Source organism: Methylobacterium mesophilicum SR1.6/6, assembly GCF_000364445.2.
Classification (GTDB): Bacteria; Pseudomonadota; Alphaproteobacteria; order Rhizobiales; family Beijerinckiaceae; genus Methylobacterium; species Methylobacterium mesophilicum_A.
Window position 1 is genome coordinate 729,467 of the sequence record NZ_CP043538.1, and the last position, 17,087, is coordinate 746,553.

A 17,087-nucleotide genomic window follows, 5' to 3' on the forward strand; every position below is an offset into this window, starting at 1 on the left:
CAGCGGTCGGCCGCGGCCGAGAACGTCCTGCTCCGTAACTCGCTCATCCGGACCGATCCCATGCTGCGTGTCGCCGCTTGCCTCTTCGCCGGGTTCCTGCTGACCGGGCCCGCCGCCGCGCAGACCCTGCGCTACGGCATGATGGAGGATCCGGATGCCCTCGACCCGACGCTCGCGCGCACCTTCGCGAGCCGGATGGTGTTCGCCGCCCTCTGCGACAAGCTCGTCGATATCGGGCCTGACCTGAAGCCGGTGCCGCAGCTCGCCACGTCCTGGGAGCTTTCGTCCGACGAGAAGGCGCTGACGATGCACCTGCGCCCGGGGGTGCTGTTCCACGACGGCGAGAAGCTCGATGCCGCGGCGGCCAAGTACTCGATCGAGCGCCATATGAAGATGCCGGGCTCGCAGCGTCGCTCGGAGATCGCGCCGATCGACTCCGTGGACGTGGTCGACGACCTGACCTTTCGCATCAACCTGAAGCAGCCGTTCGCGCCGCTGCTGGCGCAGTTCACCGACCGGGCCGGCATGATGGTGTCGCCGAAGGCCGCGGAGCGGCTGGGCGACAAGTTCGCCACCGCGCCGGTCTGCGCCGGACCGTACAAGTTCGTCGAGCGGGTGCCGCAGGACCGGATCGTGGTCGAGCGCTTCCCCGATTACTGGAACAAGGACGCGATCCACATCCAGCGGATCGAGTTCCGCCCGATCCCCGACGCGACGGTGCGGCTCACCAACCTGCGGGCCGGGCAGCTCGACCTCTTGGAGCGCTTGGCCCCCACCGACGTTTCCCAGGTGAAGCGGGACGCCAAGCTGAAGCTCGACTCCACCTACGAGCTCGGCTTCCAGGAGATCCTGTTCAACCCCAACAAGGCCGGCTCGCCGGCGGCGGACCCGAAGGTGCGCGCCGCCTTCGAAGCCGCCATCGACCGCAACGCCATCAATCAGGTGGTCTATAACGGCGAGTTCCTGGCCGGGAACCAGTGGGTCAACCCGAAGAACCCGAACTACGTCACCGAATACCCGATCCCGAAGCGGGACGTCGCGAAGGCGAAAGCGCTGCTCGCCGAGGCCGGCAAGCCGAACCCGCAGATCACCCTGACCGTCTACGCCAACAGCGACGCGCCCCAGGTCGGGCAGGTGGTGCAGGCGATGACCAAGGAGGCGGGATTCGACGTGAAGATCCAGGCGGTGGATTTCACCACCGCGCTCGATGCCGCCGACAAGGGCAACTACGAGGCGCAGCTCTATTCGTGGAGCGGCCGCTCGGACCCGGACGGCAACACCTACAGCTTCCTCTTCTGCAAGGCGGCGCTGAATTATCCCAAGTACTGCAGCCCCGAGGCCGACGCGGCGCTCCAGGCCGAGCGCAGCACCGTCGATCCGGCCAAGCGGAAGGCGGCCTGGAAGGCGCTGGCCGATCAGGTGCTGAAGGACCGGCCCGGGATCTACATCCTGCACCGCAAGCTGCTCTGGGCCTACAGTCAGAAGCTCACGGGCTTCGTGCCCTATCCGGACGGGCTGGCGCGCTTCACCGGGTTGAAGCTCAACTGATGCTGCGGTTTCTCGCCCGACGCCTCGCCCTGGCGGTTCCGACCCTGATCATCGCCTCGATGATTATCTTTGCCCTGCAGCAATTGCTGCCGGGCGACGTCGCCACCGCGCTCACCGGCGAGGAGCGCGACCCGCAGGTGATCGCGTTCATCCGCGAGAAGTACCACCTCGATGAGCCCCTGCCGGTACGCTACGCCTACTGGGCGGGCGGCGTGATCCGGGGCGATCTCGGCGAGTCGATCCGGCTGCAGAAGCCGGTCTCGGAGCTGATCGTCGAGAAGCTGCCGGTGACGCTGGAGCTGGCCTGCCTGGCCATGCTGGTGGCGCTGGCCATCGGCGTGCCGATGGGCGTGCTGTCGGCGGTCAAGCGCGGCCAGGCCGCCGACACGATCGCCAACGGGATCGCCCTCTGGGGCCTGTCGGTGCCGAATTTCTGGCTCGGGATCCTGCTGATCCTGTTGTTCTCGGTGGAACTCGGCTGGCTGCCGGCCTCGGGCTACGTCTCGCCGTTCGAGAGCCTGTCGGAAAACCTCGCCGCCATGGCGATGCCGGCCTTCGTGCTGGGCAACGCCATCGCGGCGGTGATGATGCGCCACACCCGCGCGGCGATGCTGGGCGTGCTCGGCTCCGATTACGTTCGCACCGCGCGCGCCAAGGGCGTCTCGCCGCTCCGGGTGACCCTGCGGCATGCGCTGCCAAACGCCGCGATCCCGATCATCACCCTCGGGGCGCTGGAATTCGGGCAGCTCCTGTCGGGGGCGGTGCTCACCGAGCAGGTGTTCTCGGTTCCGGGCTTCGGGAAGCTGATGGTCGATGCCGTGTTCAACCGGGATTTCGCCACCGTGCAGGGCGTCGTGATCTGCACCGCCGCCACCTACATCGCGCTGAACCTCGCCGCCGATCTGCTGTCGGCGGCCGTTAACCCGAAGCTGAGGCGGGCATGAGCACCGGCAGCGAGATTGCCAGCGCCGAGGCCGTCGGCCTGGAGGCCGCCCCGTCTGGCACTCCCGTCCAGGCCATCCTCCAGGAACCCGGCACCCTCGCGGCCTTCTGGCGGCGCCTGCGCGCCCGCAGGAGCGCCGTGGCCGGGCTCGTCATCGTCGGCCTGCTGGTCTTGATGGCGGTGTTCGCGCCCTGGATCGCCCCCTACGACCCGACCGCCACCGACTGGGGCAACGTCCGCGGCGCGCCGAGCCTCGCGCACCCGTTCGGCGGCGACGAGGTCGGGCGCGACGTGCTCTCGCGGATCATCTTCGGCGCCCGCGCCTCCCTCGGCGCCGGCCTGGTGTCGGTGGCGCTTGCGGTCTCCCTCGGCCTGCCGCTGGGACTGCTCGCCGGTTACGCGGGCGGCTGGATCGACGGGGCGATCTCCCGGCTTACCGACGCGCTCCTGGCGATCCCGTTCCTGATCCTGGCGATCGCGCTCGCCGCCTTCCTCGGCCCGAGCCTCGTCAACGCGATGATCGCCATCGGCCTGTCGGCAACCTCGACCTTCATCCGGTTGACCCGCGCGCAGGTCCGCGCCGTGGCGGCGGAGGAGTTCGTCGAGGCGGCGCGCGCCATGGGCAACCCGCCATGGCGGATCGCCCGGGTCCACATCCTGCCCAACATCGTCCCGGCGATCCTCGTCCAGGCGACACTCACCATCGCGGTGGCGATCATCGCGGAGGCGAGCCTGTCGTTCCTCGGCCTGGGTCAGCAGCCGCCCGAGCCGTCCTGGGGGGCGATGCTCAACACCGCCAAGAATTTCATGGACGAGGCGCCGTGGATGGCGATCTGGCCCGGCCTGTCGATCTTCCTCGCCGTGCTCGCCTTCAACCTGTTCGGCGACGGCCTGCGGGACGCCCTCGACCCGAGGCAGCGGACATGACGAAGGCGATGACCCGGCCCCTCCTCGACGTCCGCGACCTCGCGGTCGCCTTCGACAGCGACGGCGGCGCGGTCCACGCGGTCAACGGCGTCTCCTACACCCTGCACGAGGGCGAGACGCTGGGGATCGTCGGCGAGTCCGGCTCCGGCAAGAGCGTGCACGTGCTGGCCATGCTGGGCCTGATCCCGCGCCCGCCCGGCCGCATCACCGGCGGGCAGGTGCTGTTCGAGGGCCGCGACCTGCTCGCCCTCAAGGAGCGCGAACTCCGGAAGATCCGCGGCGGCGCGATCGGCTTCGTGTTCCAGGACCCGATGAGTTCGCTCAACCCCGGCATGACCGTGGCGGCGCAGATCGTCGAGCCGCTGCGGATCCATCTCGGACTCGACGCCCGCGCGGCCCGCGCCCGGGCCAGGGAGCTGCTCGACCTCGTCCGCATTCCGAACGCCGCCGCGCGCCTCGACCAGTACCCGCACGAGTTCTCGGGCGGCCAGCGCCAACGGGTGATGATCGCGATCGGCCTGAGCTGCCGGCCGAAGCTGCTGATCGCCGACGAAGCGACCACCGCGCTGGACGTCACCGTCCAGGCCGAGATCGTCGCCCTCGTTCAGGAGCTGAAGCGCGAGCTCGGCATGGCGATCATCTGGATCACCCACGACCTCGGGGTTGTGGCCGGGATCAGCGACACCGTGCAGGTGATGTATGCCGGCCGGATCCTGGAGCGCGGCCCGGTCGACGACATCTTTTCGGATCCCCGTAACGCCTACACGCTGGGCCTCCTGCGCTCCCTGCCGGACCTCTCCGGTGGCCGCGCCGGGCGGCGGCGGCTCCACCAGATCGAGGGCGCGCCCCCGGACATGCGCCATCTGCCGCCGGGCGATCCGTTCGCGCCGCGCAACGCCTTCGCGACGCCCCGCTGCCGGACCGAGATGCCGCCCCTGGCGCAGGCGCCCGGCGCGGCGCCTGGCCACCTCGTCGCCGCCTGGTACGACCTGCCGAGGCTCCTGGGCCAGGAGGCCGCGCGATGAGCGGGCCGGAGCAACCCATCGTCTCGGTGCGCGACCTGTCCAAGCACTATCCCCTCCGCTCCTGGTGGGGCGGCAAGGGCGCGGTGTTCCGCGCGGTCGAGGGCGTGAGCTTCGACATCCGCCCCGGCGAGACCCTGGGTCTCGTCGGCGAATCCGGCTCCGGCAAGTCGACCATCGGCCGGGCCGTGACCATGCTCAACCCGCCGACCTCGGGCACGATCGCATTCGAGGGCACCGACCTCGCCAAGCTCTCGGCGGCCGCCATGCGCAAGATGCGCGCCCGGATCCAGACCGTGTTCCAGGATCCCTACGCGGCCCTCAACCCGCGGATGAGCGCCGGAGACTACGTCGCGGAGGCGTTCAAGCTGCACCGGCGCGACATGCGGAGTCCGGAGCGGCGGGAGGCCGTCGCCGCCCTCTTCCAGCGGGTCGGGCTCGATCCGCGTTTCATGGGGCGCTACCCGCACCAGTTCTCGGGCGGCCAGCGGCAGCGAATCTGCATCGCCCGGGCGATCGCCCTCAAGCCCAGCTTCATCGTCGCCGACGAGCCGATCGCGGCGCTCGACGTCTCGATCCAGGCGCAGGTGGTGAACCTGCTCCAGGACCTGCAGGACGAGATGGGCCTGTCCTACCTGTTCATCTCCCACGACCTGCGGATGGTGCGCTATCTCTGCCACCGGGTTGCGGTGCTCTGGCGCGGGCGGATTGTCGAGTTGGCCGAGGCGGATGCCCTCTACGCGGATCCGCGTCATCCCTACACCCGCCGCCTGCTCGCCGCGGTGCCAGTGCCGCATCCGGCCGAGGAGCGGGCCCGCCTCGCCGCGCGGGACCTTGCCGGCCACGACCAGCCGCCGGACGGGCCGCTCACGGAGGTGGCGCCCGGGCACTGGGTGGCGCTGTCGGGAGCGCGGCACGCATGACGGCCTTACACGGCCTCTCCCTGTCTCCACCTCATCCTGAGGTGCGAGCGCAGCGAGCCTCGAACGAGGGTTCCAGCCAGCCGGGCGATCCCTGGAGGGCTCCGTCGAGGCCTCCGCTTCGCTCCGGCACCTCAGGATGAGGTCGAGGGTTGGATCAGGCAGCCTCTAAACCGTTCCGTAGAGCAGGACATCCCGTGAGAGACTACTCCGCACCCGGCCGCTCCCCGATCTACGCCGCCAACGCCGCCGTGGCGACCTCGCACCCGCTCTCCACGCTCGCCGCCATCGAGGTGCTGCGTGCCGGCGGCAACGCGGTCGATGCCGGGATCGCGGCGGTCGCCGTGCAATGCGTGGTCGACCCGCTGATGACCGGCATCGGCGGCGATTGCTTCGCCCTCTACGCGCCCGCCGGCGCCTCGACGCCCATCGCGCTCGACGGTTCCGGCCGCGCGCCTGCCGCCGCGACGCCCGACTGGTACGCCGAGCACGGCGTCGGCATCGCGCCCACCTCCCCCCACGCGGTCACGGTTCCGGGCGCAGTCGCGGCCTGGGATCTTCTGGTCCGCGAGCACGGCACCCGCTCGCTGGGTGAGCTGCTCCAGCCGGCCATCCGCTACGCGCAGGACGGGTTTGTGATCCAGCAGCGCGTCGGCTGGGACTGGCAGCGCTGCGTGCCCCGGGTCGCCGGCGATCCCCATGCCGCCGAGACCTATCTGCCCGGCGGGCAGGCGCCGGCGATCGGCAGCGTCTTCCGCCTGCCGAAGCTCGCCGCCACGCTCCGGAAGATCGCCGAGGAAGGCCCGAAGGCCTTCTACACGGGCTCCGTCGCGCAGGACATGGTAAGCCGGCTCAGCGAACTCGGCGGCCTCCATACGCTCGAGGATTTCGCCGCCGCCCGGCCCGACGTGGTCACGCCGGTCTCGACCCGCTACCGGGGCTACGACGTCTACGAGTGTCCGCCCGCCGGCCAGGGGCTCGCGGCGCTGATGATGCTCAACGTCCTCTCCCACTACGACGTCGGCGCCCTCTCGGACCTCGACCGTGTCCACCTCTTCGCCGAGGTCTGCAAGCAGGGTTACCACCACCGCGACGTCCTGTTCGGCGATGCCGCCCTCGCCCAGGTCCCGATCGAGCACCTGCTCTCCGACGCCTGGAAGGCCGCCGCCCACGGGGCGATCGACATGGGCCGGGCCCGGGAGCCGGAGATCTATCCCGAGATCCAGCGGGAAATCGCCGAGGGCCGCGCCCACAAGGACACGGTCTATCTCTGCGTGGTCGACCGGGACGGCAACGCGCTGTCGCTGATCAACTCGATCTTCCAGGGTTTCGGCTCGGGGATCCTGGCGCCCGAGAGCGGCGTGCTGCTGCACAACCGCGGCCTGTCGTTCCGCACGGAGGGCGGCCATCCGAACAGCGTCGGGCCCGGCAAGCGGCCGATGCACACGATCATCCCCGGCATGCTGATGAAGGATGGGCAGGCGATCGCCCCGTTCGGCGTCATGGGCGGCCATTACCAAGCCATGGGGCATATGGAGCTGCTCTCCGGCATCCTCGACCGGGGCCTCGACGTGCAGGAGGCGCTCGATGCCCCGCGCAGTTTCGCCTACGGGGGGACCTTGGAGGTCGAGGGCGGGATCTCCGACGCGGTGATGGCGGGACTGATCGAGCGCGGCCATCCGGCAATCCGCGCGCCGCTGCCGCTCGGCGGCGGCCAGATCATCTGGATCGACCGGAAGGCCGGCACGCTGGCTGCCGGGTCGGACCCGCGCAAGGATGGTGCGGCGCTGGGGTATTGATGCAGATGTGGGGATGGGCGCCGCCGGCGCTCATCCTTTGACACGCTCAACCGCGCGACGTGTCAGCACCGCCGGCTCAGTCGATATCCTCGACCGCCTCGACGCCGCCGTAGACCCGCTGGGCGAGCGAGGCCTCCATGAACGGGTCGAGATCGCCGTCGAGCACCTCGTCCGGATCGGTGGACTGGGTGCCGGTGCGCAGATCTTTCACCAGCTGGTAGGGCTGCAGTACGTAGGACCGGATCTGGTGGCCCCAGCCGATATCGGTCTTGGAGGCGGCCTCGGCGTTGGCTTTCTCCTCGCGCTTCTTCAGCTCCGCCTCGTAGAGCCGGGCGCGCAGCATGTTCCAGGCGGTCGCCCGGTTCTTGTGCTGCGAGCGCTCCTGCTGGCACGCCACCACGATCCCGGTCGGGTTGTGGGTGATGCGCACCGCCGAGTCGGTCGTGTTGACGTGCTGGCCGCCGGCGCCGGAGGAGCGATACGTGTCGATCCGGCAGTCGGATTCCTTGATCTCGATCTCGATCCGGTCGTCGATCACCGGATAGACCCAGACGCTGGCGAAGCTGGTGTGCCGCCGGGCGCTGGAATCGTAGGGCGAGATCCGCACCAGACGGTGCACGCCGGACTCGGTCTTGAGCCAGCCATAGGCGTTGTGGCCCTTGATCAGGAGCGTGGCACCCTTGATCCCGGCCTCCTCGCCGTCGGTCATCTCGACGACGTCGACCTTGTACTTCCGGCGCTCGGCCCAGCGGGCATACATGCGCTGAAGCATGTTGGCCCAGTCCTGGCTCTCCGTGCCGCCAGCCCCGGCATGAACTTCAAGGTAGGTGTCGAAGCCGTCGGCCTCGCCCGACAGGAGCGTCTCCACCTGACGGCTCGCGGCCTCCTTCTCGACCGCCAGGATCGCCGCCTCACCCTCGCGGATCGAGGAGTCGTCGCCCTCCATCTCGCCGAGTTCGATCAGCGTGGCTCCATCCTCGAGGTCGCGCTCGAGCTTCTTGATCGCCGTGACGGCCTCGTCGAGCTGCTGGCGCTCCCGCATGACCTTCTGGGCGGCCTCGGCATCGTTCCAGAGTTCCGGGTCCTCGGAGGCCGCGTTCAGCTCCGCGAGGCGTTTGTCGACTGTGTCCCAGTCAAAGATGCCTCCTCAGCAGCCCTATAGACTGCTTGGCGGCATCCGAGGCTTGCTCGATCTCGGCGCGCATCTGGTTTTTCGGGGATGAGGTGAAGGTGTCGGGGCGGGGTGATACCGCCGGGCGACCGGCCTGTAAACGGCGCCCCGGCGCTTGGCCGGAGCCGCCGCGTCCGGAGGCGCGGTAATTCAAGGCTTCGGATCAACCGTGCGAAGCATTGGGCCGGCCCAAGCTCCGCGGGGAGCAGGGCCGGTTTTGTCGCGCCGGCTCAGTAGCGCGGCGGAACGATGTAGGCCGGGGCGATCACGTATTCCTTCGGCCGCTTGCGGGCGCCGAAGCGGCCCTCGGTGATCTGGTCGTTGTAATAATCGAACCCCGTGTAGCCGAAGCCGCCGCCGTTCATCACCTCGGCCACGGGCACCGGTGGCACGGCGAGGTCGGGCCGACCCGGCGGCACGACGACTTGGCAGCAGCCTTCCGGCTGGAGCACCGTCGGGCCGTTCGGCGCGGTGAACACGAAGGCGCGCGGCTGGTAGGGCGCGGGCGGGTAGGCCGCATCCGATGCCGAGGCTCCCTGCCCTACCGTCAGGGCGAGAAGTCCGGCGGCAAAAAGGATCTTGGCGCTCACGCGGTGCTCCGTCACGGGGCCGGCTCGGCCGGCGCAGGTCCTACAGTCTAGCTGAACGCGGGCGCTTTGTCCGGCCTGTCCGCGACGACGGGTTACCGAAATGCCGGCTCCGCTCAGCCGCGGGCGCGCAGGACGACCTGCGGACTGGCAGGCGCCGGGCGGCAATCCGTGATGAAGGCGTTGAGCGGCAACGGCTTCGAATCGCAGGCGTAGACGTCCGCCGGGCCGGGCGCGGGCACCGGATCGCGGGCGATGATCGGGTTCGGCGCACAGGCCGAGGCCGCGGCGGCGAGCAGCAGGGCGGCGATCAGGTTCAGGCGGCGCATGCGACACTCGGAGCGCGGGAAGACCCCCGCGCCTGACCCTGGCCATCGCGCCCCGCCGTGACAAGCGCCGCGGCGGGACAAGGACTCCTTTGATGACGCCTGTCGCCCCGCGGCCACAATCGGAACGGGTGCAGCTACCCGGTGCGCGCCATCGGAACGACGTTGTGGAGGGTCTTATCGGTGCCGTCGAAGAACCGGCGGACATTGCGGGCGGCCTGCCGGATGCGCTGCTCGTTCTCCACAAGGGCGATGCGCACGTACTCGTCGCCGAACTCGCCGAAGCCGATGCCGGGCGCCACCGCCACGTCGGATTTCTCGAGGAGCAGCTTGGAGAATTCCAGGCTGCCCAACTCCCGGTAGCGCTCCGGGATCGGCACCCAGGCGAACATCGAGGCGGCGGGAGACGGGATCGTCCAGCCGGCCTTGCCGAAGGACTCCACCAGCGCATCGCGCCGCTTCCGGTAGATGCCGCGCATCTCGTTGATGCAATCGTCCGGCCCGTTGAGGGCTGCGGTGGCGGCGACCTGGATCGGCGTGAAGGCGCCGTAATCGAGGTAGGACTTCACCCGGGTCAGGGCCGCGAGCAGGCGCTCGTTGCCCACCGCGAAGCCCATGCGCCAGCCGGCCATCGAGTAGGTCTTCGACAGGGAGGTGAACTCCACCGTGCAGTCGATCGCGCCGGGCACCTGCAGGACCGAGGGCGGCGGATTGCCGTCGAAATAGACCTCCGCGTAAGCGAGGTCCGACAGCAGGATCAGCTCGTGCTGCTTCGCGAAAGCCACGAGATCCTTGTAGAAATCGAGGCTCGCCACGTAGGCGGTGGGGTTCGACGGGTAGCACACCACCAGCGCCACCGGCTTCGGGATCGAGTGGCGCATGGCCCGCTCCAACGCCGGGAACATGGCCGGGGTCGGCTCGGCCGGCACGGAGCGGATGACGCCGCCGGCCATCAGGAAACCGAAGGCGTGGATCGGGTAGCTCGGGTTGGGCACCAGCACGACGTCGCCCGGCGCTGTGATCGCCTGGGCCATGTTGGCGAAGCCCTCCTTCGAGCCGAGAGTCGCCACGACCTGCGTGTCCGGGTTGAGGGTGACGCCGAAGCGGCGCTGATAGTATCCGGCCTGCGCCTTCCGGAGTCCCGCGATGCCCTTGGAGGCCGAATAGCGATCGGTGCGCGGGCGCCCGGCCGTCTCGCACAGCTTGGCGATCACGTGCTTGGGCGCGTCGAGATCGGGATTGCCCATGCCGAGATCGATGATGTCGGCGCCCTGAGCTCGGGCGGCGGCCTTGATCCGGTTGACCTGCTCGAAGACGTAGGGCGGCAGTCGCTTGATGCGGTGGAAGTCGGTCATGGGCGTGTCCATCGGCGCGTCCCGAATCTGGCGTCTTTCGTCTGTGCCGGTCGCGCGAACCCCATGCTGTAGCAGAAATGCGCGTCGTCGCCGACCCAAAAAGGTTCAGCTTGAAGATGTCCTATTGCGCAGCGGCCGGAGCCGGCTTGATGGCGGCGGCGCCCTGGCCGGCGCTCGCGGCCGCGCGACCGCGCGCCTCGTTGCGCCCGCGGGCGCTCTCCAGCTCCGCCTCCAGAGCCTTCTGCCCGGTGACCGACTTGGCCCGGACCGGACGCTTCGGCGCGTCCACGCCCACCGGCATGAAGTCGGGCCTCTCCTTGCCCCGCGATTCGGCGACGAAATCGGGCGCCGCGACCACCTTCGGTCCGTAGCCGGCATCGGAGGCCAGCGAGCGCACGACATCGCCGGAGCAGGCCATGAGCGGCGCTGCGAGCGCGACCAGCGCCGTGAGGCCGAGGATGCGGCGCACCCACACGGGGGGATTCAAGAAGGCGCGATCCATGGTCACAGGCACATGAGAAGATCGGCCGTATGTTTCGGCGATGTCGGGAGCCGGACTGGCGAAATCTCTCGCTCGCTCCTTATTTTGTCGGAAACGAGGCTCGCGCGATCGGGTCGACGCACGAAAAGCAGGGAGGCACGTTTGACGAGCCCGCAGGCGCCGGATCGGACCACTCCTTCGAAGTCGGTCTCAAACGGCGCGATCCCGGACGGCATGAACCCGCCGCTGCCGGATATCGAGGCGCTGTCCCGCAACGCCGGGCAGTTCGTGGAGGCGATGGGCCGCAACGTCGCCCGTCTCTTGACGCCGGAGGGCCAGGCGAGCGGGCCTGGCGACGAGATGGGAGACGCGGCGAAGGTCCTCGGCAAGGTGGCCGAGGCGTGGCTCTCGGATCCGAACCGGAGCGCCGAGGCGCAGGCGCGCCTGTCGCAGGACTTCCTAACCCTGTGGGGCTCCACCTACCTGCGCCTGCAGGGCCAGCGGGCCGAGCCGGTCGCCCTCCCGGAACCCCGCGATCCGCGCTTCGCCCACGCCGAGTGGTCGACCAACCCGTATTTCGACTTCCTCAAGCAGGCCTACCTGCTCGCCACCCGTTGGGCCGAGGGCCTCGTGGACGAGGCCGAGGGGCTCGACGCGCAGACGCGCCACAAGGCGCAGTTCTACCTGCGCCAGTTCACCGCCATGCTGTCGCCCTCCAATTTCCTGCCGACGAACCCGGAGTTGATCCGCCACACCCTGCAGGAGAGCGGCGCCAACCTCGTCCGCGGGTTGAAGATGTACGAGGAGGATCTGCAGGCCGGGGGCGGGCAGCTGCGCGTGCGCCAGACCGACCCGAGCGGCTTCGAGGTCGGCCGGAACATGGCGGTGACGCCCGGCGAGGTGGTGTTCCGCAACGACCTGATCGAACTGATCCAGTACGCGCCCACCACCGAGACCGTCCTCAAGCGCCCGTTCCTGATGGTCCCGCCCTGGATCAACAAGTTCTACATCCTCGACCTCAACCCCCAGAAGAGCTTCCTGAAGTGGATGGTCGACCAGGGGCTCACGGTCTTCTGCATTTCCTGGGTGAACCCGGACGAGCGCCACGCCGACAAGGACTTCGAGTCCTACATGCGGGAGGGGATCGAGGCGGCCATCGACGCGATTGGCGTCGCCACCGGCGAGAGCGAGGTGACCGCCGCCGGCTACTGCGTCGGCGGCACGCTGCTCGCCGTGACGCTCGCCATGCAGGCGGCCACGGGCAACCGGCGGATCAAGAGCGCGACTTTGCTCACCACGCAGGTCGACTTCACCCATGCGGGCGATCTCAAGGTCTTCGCCGACGAGGAGCAGATCCGGCAGGTCGAGATGCGCATGGCCGACCGTGGCTACCTGGAAGGCGCCCGGATGGCCAACGCCTTCAACATGCTCCGGCCGAACGACCTGATCTGGCCCTACATCGTCAACAATTACATCAAGGGTAAGACGCCCTCGGCCTTCGACCTGCTCTACTGGAATTCGGACGCCACCCGGATGCCGGCGGCGAACCATTCCTTCTACCTGCGCAACTGCTACCTGAACAACACGCTGGCACAGGGCCGGATGGTGCTCGGCAACGTGCGTCTCGACCTCAAGAAGGTGCAGGTGCCGATCTTCAACCTCGCCACCCGCGAGGATCACATCGCGCCCGCCCTGTCGGTGTTCGAGGGATCGAAGTCGTTCGGCGGCAAGGTCGACTACGTGCTGGCGGGCTCGGGACACATCGCCGGCGTCATCAACCCGCCCGCGAAGCCGAAATACGGCTATTGGACCGGCGGCCCGGTGAAGGGCACGCTCGAAGAGTGGATCAAGGCCGCGGTCGAGACCAAGGGCTCGTGGTGGCCGTACTGGTTCCAGTGGATCGAGGCGCAGGCTCCCGAGCGCGTCCCGGCCCGGAAGCCGGGTGGCGACGCACTCCCATCCCTCGGCCCCGCGCCCGGCACCTACGTGCGCATGCGTTCCTGAGACGGATCGGCGAGAGAGGACGCGCGGCCCGAACTCCGGTCCCCGCGCGGACCCGCGGCCGACCCGGGACGCCCGTGTCTGGGGCGTCCCGGGGCTTGTCCTTCAGTATTTCCGGATGATGGGTGCGGGTGCTGGGGCTTGGGGTGCGCCGAAGACGTAGCGGAACCCGACGGAGACGACGTCGGCGCTGGAATCGACCACGCCCGCGAAGGCGATGTTGCCGACGTTGTAGTCGCGCCCGATGCCGGCCAGGATCCGCGAGCGGTCGAGGAAGAAGTGCGAGTAGGCGAGGTTGAGGGTCAGCTGCTGGTTCCAGCGGTAGCTGGCGCCCACGGAGGCGATGTAGCGGTCGCCGTCGGGCAGGCGCACCGAGCGGTTGGAGAAGTCGATCGGCGAGGTCTCGTAGGCAAAGCCCGTGCGCAGGGTCAGGTTGGCGGAGGCGTCGTACTCGGCGCCGATCGCGTAGGTGTAGCCGTCCTTGTAGTTGAGCGGCAGGTTGTTGACCGGCAGGCCGAGCGTCTTCGACACGATGCCGACGGTGCCCAGCCTCGACCAGTTGTCCCACTCGAAGCCGAGGTTGACCCGCGCCACCGGGGTGATCGCCTGGGTGAGGCCGACGCTCAGCTTGTCGGGCGTGTTCAGCTTGGCGCGGACCTGGCCGGCCAGCGGCGCCAGCGCGAGCAGCGGCACGCCGATCGAGCCGTCGATGTCGTGGTGGACCGAGGAGCGGTAGCCGATGCCCAGCACGGTGCCGTCGCGCGGCGTGATCGTGGCGCCGGCGGTGAAGCCCACGCCCCAGGACTCGCCCTTGAGGAAGCCGCTCGGGTAGACGACCGGCGAGATCCCGGGGATCGGCAGCGCCTGGCGCAGGGTCAGGCGGAAGTACTCGATGTTGGGCCCGGCCGCGAGCGCGAGCCACTCGTTGACCTTGAAGCCGATGACCGGGTTGAACGCCAGCGAGAAGATCCGGGACGAGCGGCCGTAGACCTCGCCGGCCCACACGTCGCGCGGCTTGGTCACGAGGCCGAAGGGGGCGCCGGTGGACAGGCCGAGCCAGAGGCGGTCGCTGAGCTGGTAGGAGGTGGCGCCCGCCGGCACGACGGCGCCCTGGCCGATGTCGCCGGAGCCGCCCAGGCCGGCGAAGGCCGGGTTGGTGCCGGGCGCGGGCCGGATCTCGGAGGACAGGCCGATGAAGGTGAGGTTCTGCTCCGAGACGAAGCCCGGGTTCATGGTGATCGTGGCCGGGTTCCAGAAGATCGACGACACGCCGCCCGAGCCCGACGCCGCCCCCGCGTACGACAGACCCTGGGCCTGCGTGCTCTGCTCCCGGATCCCAAACGCACCCGCATGCGCCTGCCCGGCGCACAGGATCACCGCCGTGGCCGCGAGCATCGCCGCGCGCATTGTCCCCCCCATCTCGACCCCCAAGCCGTTACGATTTCCCCAGCGCAGATTTGATTCGAGACCCGTCTAGGCCGCGCCGTTGCGCGCATGGTGCCGTTTCCAGGGGCGAGACCGCAATCATCATCCCCGTTTTCGGCACCAAGTCGAAGCGTTGTTGATAGGCCCCATTCGTCGGCCAATCGACACGTGCGTCTCTAGGTTATTCGATTTTTCCCGAGCGAAAACTGCATTCGCCCAAACATTGGCGGGCATGAATAATAGATCCTGAACAGAGCCATTCTGCACTTTTCCGCCACGTTGTTGCCCGAATGCGACATTCGCCGGCGTGCCACGGACTCATCTGGACGCTTGCGCCGGGATGGGCGCGCGGCCATGGTCCCGGCATCCGGCGCAGACCGGTCACAGGGAAGGATGAGGAGTCGCGGCGATGAAGCTCTTCCGGCACGGCCCGAGCGGTGACGAGAAGCCCGGCCTCGTGGATGCGAACGGGGGCTTGCGCGATCTCTCGGGCATCGTGCGCGATATTGCCGGTCCGGCCCTCGCGCCCGACTCCCTGGCGCGGCTGCGCGCCCTCGATCCCGAGACCCTGCCGAAGCTGGCGCCGGACGTGCGGCTCGGCCCCTGCGTCGGCGGAACCCGCAACGTGGTCGCCATCGGCCTGAACTTCGCCGACCACGCCGCCGAGACCGGCTCGCCGATCCCCGCGGAGCCGATCATCTTCAACAAGGCGCCGTCGAGCCTGTGCGGGCCGAACGACACGGTGATCATCCCCAAGGGTTCGCACAGCACCGACTGGGAGGTGGAACTCGCCGTGGTGATCGGCCGGCGCGCCAGCTACGTCCACGCCAACGAGGCGCTGAGCTACGTGGCGGGCGCCTGCATCTGCAACGACGTCTCCGAGCGCGAGTGGCAGATGAACCGCGGCCCGACCTGGACCAAGGGCAAGAGCGCGCCGACCTTCGGCCCCCTCGGCCCCTGGCTGGTGACCCTCGACGAGATCCCCGACCTGAAGAACCTCGCCATGAGCCTCGACGTGAACGGCGAGCGCCGCCAGACCGGCTCCACGGCGACGATGATCTTCGACGTGCCCCAGCTCGTGGCCTACACGTCGCACTTCATGCTGCTTGAGCCCGGCGACGTGATCACCACGGGCACCCCGCCGGGCGTCGGTCTGGGCATGAAGCCGCCGCATTACCTCAAGGCCGGCGACGAGATGGTGCTGCGGATCGAGCGGCTCGGCGAGCAGCGCCAGAAGGTCATCGCCTTCGACGACTGGACCGCCAAGGTGTCGGCCGGGAAGCCGACGGACTGAGCGCCGTTCCGGCCTGAGGGCGGGTTCCGAGCCGCTTCGCGGCGAGCGGTGTGCTGAATCCCGGACTAGCTCCCGCAGACACTCCACCTGTCCGGGACAGGGTGGTGCGGATCAAGGCTGACCCTTCTCCCGGGCATATGCAGCGCAAGCGGCATGCGCCCGGGATCCAGTACGAGAACCGGCCGCGAAGCGGCTCCGGCTCAATGCCCATCACGACGCTTGATTTTTCCGCGCCGATCCCACTCAAGGGAACCATGAACGAAGCCGCCGACCCGCACGCGACCGACATCCGCCACGACTGGAGCGTGGCCGAGATCCGCGCGATCCACGACCTGCCGTTGCTCGACCTCGTGCATCGGGCCGCGACATTGCACCGGGCCTACAACGATCCGGCCGATGTCCAGCGGGCGAGCCTGCTCTCGATAAAGACGGGCGGCTGCCCCGAGGATTGCGGCTACTGTTCGCAATCGGCCCACCACAAGGAGACCGGCCTCGCCCGCCAGCGCCTGATGCCGGTGGAAACGGTGCTCACCGAAGCCGCCGCCGCGAAGGCCGCTGGCGCAACCCGCTTCTGCATGGGCGCGGCGTGGCGCAGCCCGAAGGATGGGCCGGATTTCGACGCGGTGCTCGCGATGGTGCGCGGCGTGCGCGGCCTCGGCATGGAGGCCTGCGTGACGCTCGGCATGCTGACGGCCAGCCAGGCCGAGCGCCTCGCGGAGGCCGGGCTCACCGCCTACAACCACAACCTCGATACCGGCCCGGATTACTACGACAAGATCGTCTCGACCCGCACCTACGCGGATCGGCTGGACACGCTGGAGCGGGTGCGCGCGGCGGGCATCGGCGTGTGCTGCGGTGGCATCATCGGCCTCGGCGAGGGCGTGAGCGATCGCGTGGCGATGCTGCAGGTTCTCGCCAATCACGCGCCGCATCCGGAGAGCGTGCCGCTCAACGCCCTCGCCGCCGTATCGGGCACGCCGCTCGGGGACGCTGCCGAGGCGATCGACCCGTTCGATATGGTGCGCATGTGCGCGACGGCCCGCATCGTCATGCCGCGGGCGCGTGTCCGCCTCAGTGCCGGTCGCCGGGCGCTGAGCCGCGAGGCGCAGGCCTTGTGTTTCCTCGCGGGCGCCAACTCGATCTTCTACGGTGAGCGGCTGCTCACCACCGCCAACAACGAGGCGGATGCGGACGCGGCCCTACTGGCCGATCTCGGCATCCCCGTCGCCGAGCCGGTCCTGGCGGCTGCCGAATAGGGTCGCCGACGCCACGCCTCCCGGCGTCGAGC

The 17,087-nt window shown here is 69.3% G+C and carries 15 protein-coding genes; 9 read left to right on the forward strand and 6 right to left on the reverse strand.

The annotated features are described in order from the left end of the window. Positions 1 to 60 precede the first annotated feature (60 nt). The 6 genes from MMSR116_RS03340 (at position 61) to ggt (ending at position 7,159) form a co-directional block, all read left to right on the forward strand. The gene (locus MMSR116_RS03340; protein ID WP_010683749.1) at positions 61 to 1,548 is read left to right on the forward strand and encodes an ABC transporter substrate-binding protein; all 1,488 of its coding nucleotides are present in this window, start codon (positions 61 to 63) and stop codon (positions 1,546 to 1,548) included. Next, positions 1,548 to 2,492 (forward strand): ABC transporter permease, encoded by a 945-nt coding sequence (locus tag MMSR116_RS03345; protein WP_010683748.1) that lies wholly within the window; start codon positions 1,548 to 1,550, stop codon positions 2,490 to 2,492. The genes MMSR116_RS03340 and MMSR116_RS03345 overlap by 1 nt, the downstream gene beginning before the upstream one ends. After that, on the forward strand, positions 2,489 to 3,418 hold the full coding sequence (locus tag MMSR116_RS03350) for an ABC transporter permease (protein ID WP_010683747.1): 930 nt from the start codon (positions 2,489 to 2,491) through the stop codon (positions 3,416 to 3,418). Before MMSR116_RS03345 ends, MMSR116_RS03350 begins: the two co-directional genes overlap by 4 nt. Next, positions 3,415 to 4,443: an ABC transporter ATP-binding protein gene (locus MMSR116_RS03355; protein ID WP_010683746.1), complete on the forward strand. Its 1,029-nt coding sequence runs from the start codon at positions 3,415 to 3,417 to the stop codon at positions 4,441 to 4,443. The genes MMSR116_RS03350 and MMSR116_RS03355 overlap by 4 nt, the downstream gene beginning before the upstream one ends. Continuing rightward, complete coding sequence (locus MMSR116_RS03360) at positions 4,440 to 5,363, forward strand: ABC transporter ATP-binding protein (protein ID WP_010683745.1); 924 nt, start codon at positions 4,440 to 4,442, stop codon at positions 5,361 to 5,363. The genes MMSR116_RS03355 and MMSR116_RS03360 overlap by 4 nt, the downstream gene beginning before the upstream one ends. Positions 5,364 to 5,557: 194 nt before the next feature. Further along, positions 5,558 to 7,159: a gamma-glutamyltransferase gene (ggt, locus tag MMSR116_RS03365; protein ID WP_010683744.1), complete on the forward strand. Its 1,602-nt coding sequence runs from the start codon at positions 5,558 to 5,560 to the stop codon at positions 7,157 to 7,159. A gap of 76 nt (positions 7,160 to 7,235) precedes the next feature. On the opposite strand, the gene prfB is transcribed toward ggt, so the two are convergent. The 5 genes from prfB to MMSR116_RS03390 form a co-directional block, all read right to left on the reverse strand. Next, positions 7,236 to 8,364 (reverse strand): peptide chain release factor 2 gene (prfB, locus tag MMSR116_RS03370; RefSeq protein WP_106428244.1). Its coding sequence is split into 2 segments (ribosomal slippage): positions 7,236 to 8,294 and positions 8,296 to 8,364, totalling 1,128 coding nucleotides; the frame shifts between segments, so codons are not numbered across the junction. A 196-nt stretch (positions 8,365 to 8,560) separates the two neighbouring features. Continuing rightward, positions 8,561 to 8,920 carry a hypothetical protein gene (locus tag MMSR116_RS03375; protein ID WP_010683742.1) on the reverse strand — a complete coding sequence of 120 codons (360 nt, stop codon included), beginning with the start codon at positions 8,918 to 8,920 and terminating at the stop codon, positions 8,561 to 8,563. Between the two features lie 113 nt (positions 8,921 to 9,033). Beyond that, complete coding sequence (locus MMSR116_RS03380) at positions 9,034 to 9,246, reverse strand: hypothetical protein (RefSeq protein WP_010683741.1); 213 nt, start codon at positions 9,244 to 9,246, stop codon at positions 9,034 to 9,036. Positions 9,247 to 9,380: 134 nt separating this feature from the next. Beyond that, the gene (locus tag MMSR116_RS03385) at positions 9,381 to 10,598 is read right to left on the reverse strand and encodes an LL-diaminopimelate aminotransferase (protein ID WP_039893172.1); all 1,218 of its coding nucleotides are present in this window, start codon (positions 10,596 to 10,598) and stop codon (positions 9,381 to 9,383) included. A gap of 121 nt (positions 10,599 to 10,719) precedes the next feature. Continuing rightward, positions 10,720 to 11,085, reverse strand: coding sequence for a hypothetical protein (locus MMSR116_RS03390; protein WP_244625592.1), 366 nt, complete (start codon positions 11,083 to 11,085; stop codon positions 10,720 to 10,722). Positions 11,086 to 11,313: 228 nt separating this feature from the next. Between MMSR116_RS03390 and MMSR116_RS03395 the strand changes: the two genes are divergently transcribed. Further along, positions 11,314 to 13,083, forward strand: coding sequence for a PHA/PHB synthase family protein (locus MMSR116_RS03395; protein ID WP_039893102.1), 1,770 nt, complete (start codon positions 11,314 to 11,316; stop codon positions 13,081 to 13,083). A 102-nt stretch (positions 13,084 to 13,185) separates the two neighbouring features. Here MMSR116_RS03395 and MMSR116_RS03400 read toward each other — a convergent pair whose 3' ends face one another. Further along, a complete protein-coding gene (locus tag MMSR116_RS03400; protein WP_010683737.1) occupies positions 13,186 to 14,487 on the reverse strand; it encodes an OmpP1/FadL family transporter in 1,302 nt (433 codons plus the stop codon). A gap of 427 nt (positions 14,488 to 14,914) precedes the next feature. Here MMSR116_RS03400 and MMSR116_RS03405 point away from each other — a divergent pair, with 427 nt between their 5' ends. Next, positions 14,915 to 15,799: a fumarylacetoacetate hydrolase family protein gene (locus MMSR116_RS03405; RefSeq protein ID WP_010683736.1), complete on the forward strand. Its 885-nt coding sequence runs from the start codon at positions 14,915 to 14,917 to the stop codon at positions 15,797 to 15,799. A gap of 254 nt (positions 15,800 to 16,053) precedes the next feature. Then, on the forward strand, positions 16,054 to 17,055 hold the full coding sequence (gene bioB, locus MMSR116_RS03410; protein ID WP_039893171.1) for a biotin synthase BioB: 1,002 nt from the start codon (positions 16,054 to 16,056) through the stop codon (positions 17,053 to 17,055). Positions 17,056 to 17,087 lie beyond the last annotated feature (32 nt).

What these genes read in the sequence shown, in the direction of transcription:
- MMSR116_RS03340 (WP_010683749.1), top strand. Translation starts at nt 61, where the DNA reads ATGCTGCGTGTCGCCGCTTGCCTCTTCGCCGGGTTCCTGCTGACCGGG.
- MMSR116_RS03345 (WP_010683748.1), top strand. Translation starts at nt 1,548, where the DNA reads ATGCTGCGGTTTCTCGCCCGACGCCTCGCCCTGGCGGTTCCGACCCTG.
- MMSR116_RS03350 (WP_010683747.1), top strand. Translation starts at nt 2,489, where the DNA reads ATGAGCACCGGCAGCGAGATTGCCAGCGCCGAGGCCGTCGGCCTGGAG.
- MMSR116_RS03355 (WP_010683746.1), top strand. Translation starts at nt 3,415, where the DNA reads ATGACGAAGGCGATGACCCGGCCCCTCCTCGACGTCCGCGACCTCGCG.
- MMSR116_RS03360 (WP_010683745.1), top strand. Translation starts at nt 4,440, where the DNA reads ATGAGCGGGCCGGAGCAACCCATCGTCTCGGTGCGCGACCTGTCCAAG.
- MMSR116_RS03380 (WP_010683741.1), bottom strand. Translation starts at nt 9,246, where the DNA reads ATGCGCCGCCTGAACCTGATCGCCGCCCTGCTGCTCGCCGCCGCGGCC.
- MMSR116_RS03385 (WP_039893172.1), bottom strand. Translation starts at nt 10,598, where the DNA reads ATGACCGACTTCCACCGCATCAAGCGACTGCCGCCCTACGTCTTCGAG.
- MMSR116_RS03395 (WP_039893102.1), top strand. Translation starts at nt 11,314, where the DNA reads ATGAACCCGCCGCTGCCGGATATCGAGGCGCTGTCCCGCAACGCCGGG.
- MMSR116_RS03400 (WP_010683737.1), bottom strand. Translation starts at nt 14,487, where the DNA reads ATGCGCGCGGCGATGCTCGCGGCCACGGCGGTGATCCTGTGCGCCGGG.
- MMSR116_RS03405 (WP_010683736.1), top strand. Translation starts at nt 14,915, where the DNA reads ATGAAGCTCTTCCGGCACGGCCCGAGCGGTGACGAGAAGCCCGGCCTC.
- bioB (WP_039893171.1), top strand. Translation starts at nt 16,054, where the DNA reads ATGAACGAAGCCGCCGACCCGCACGCGACCGACATCCGCCACGACTGG.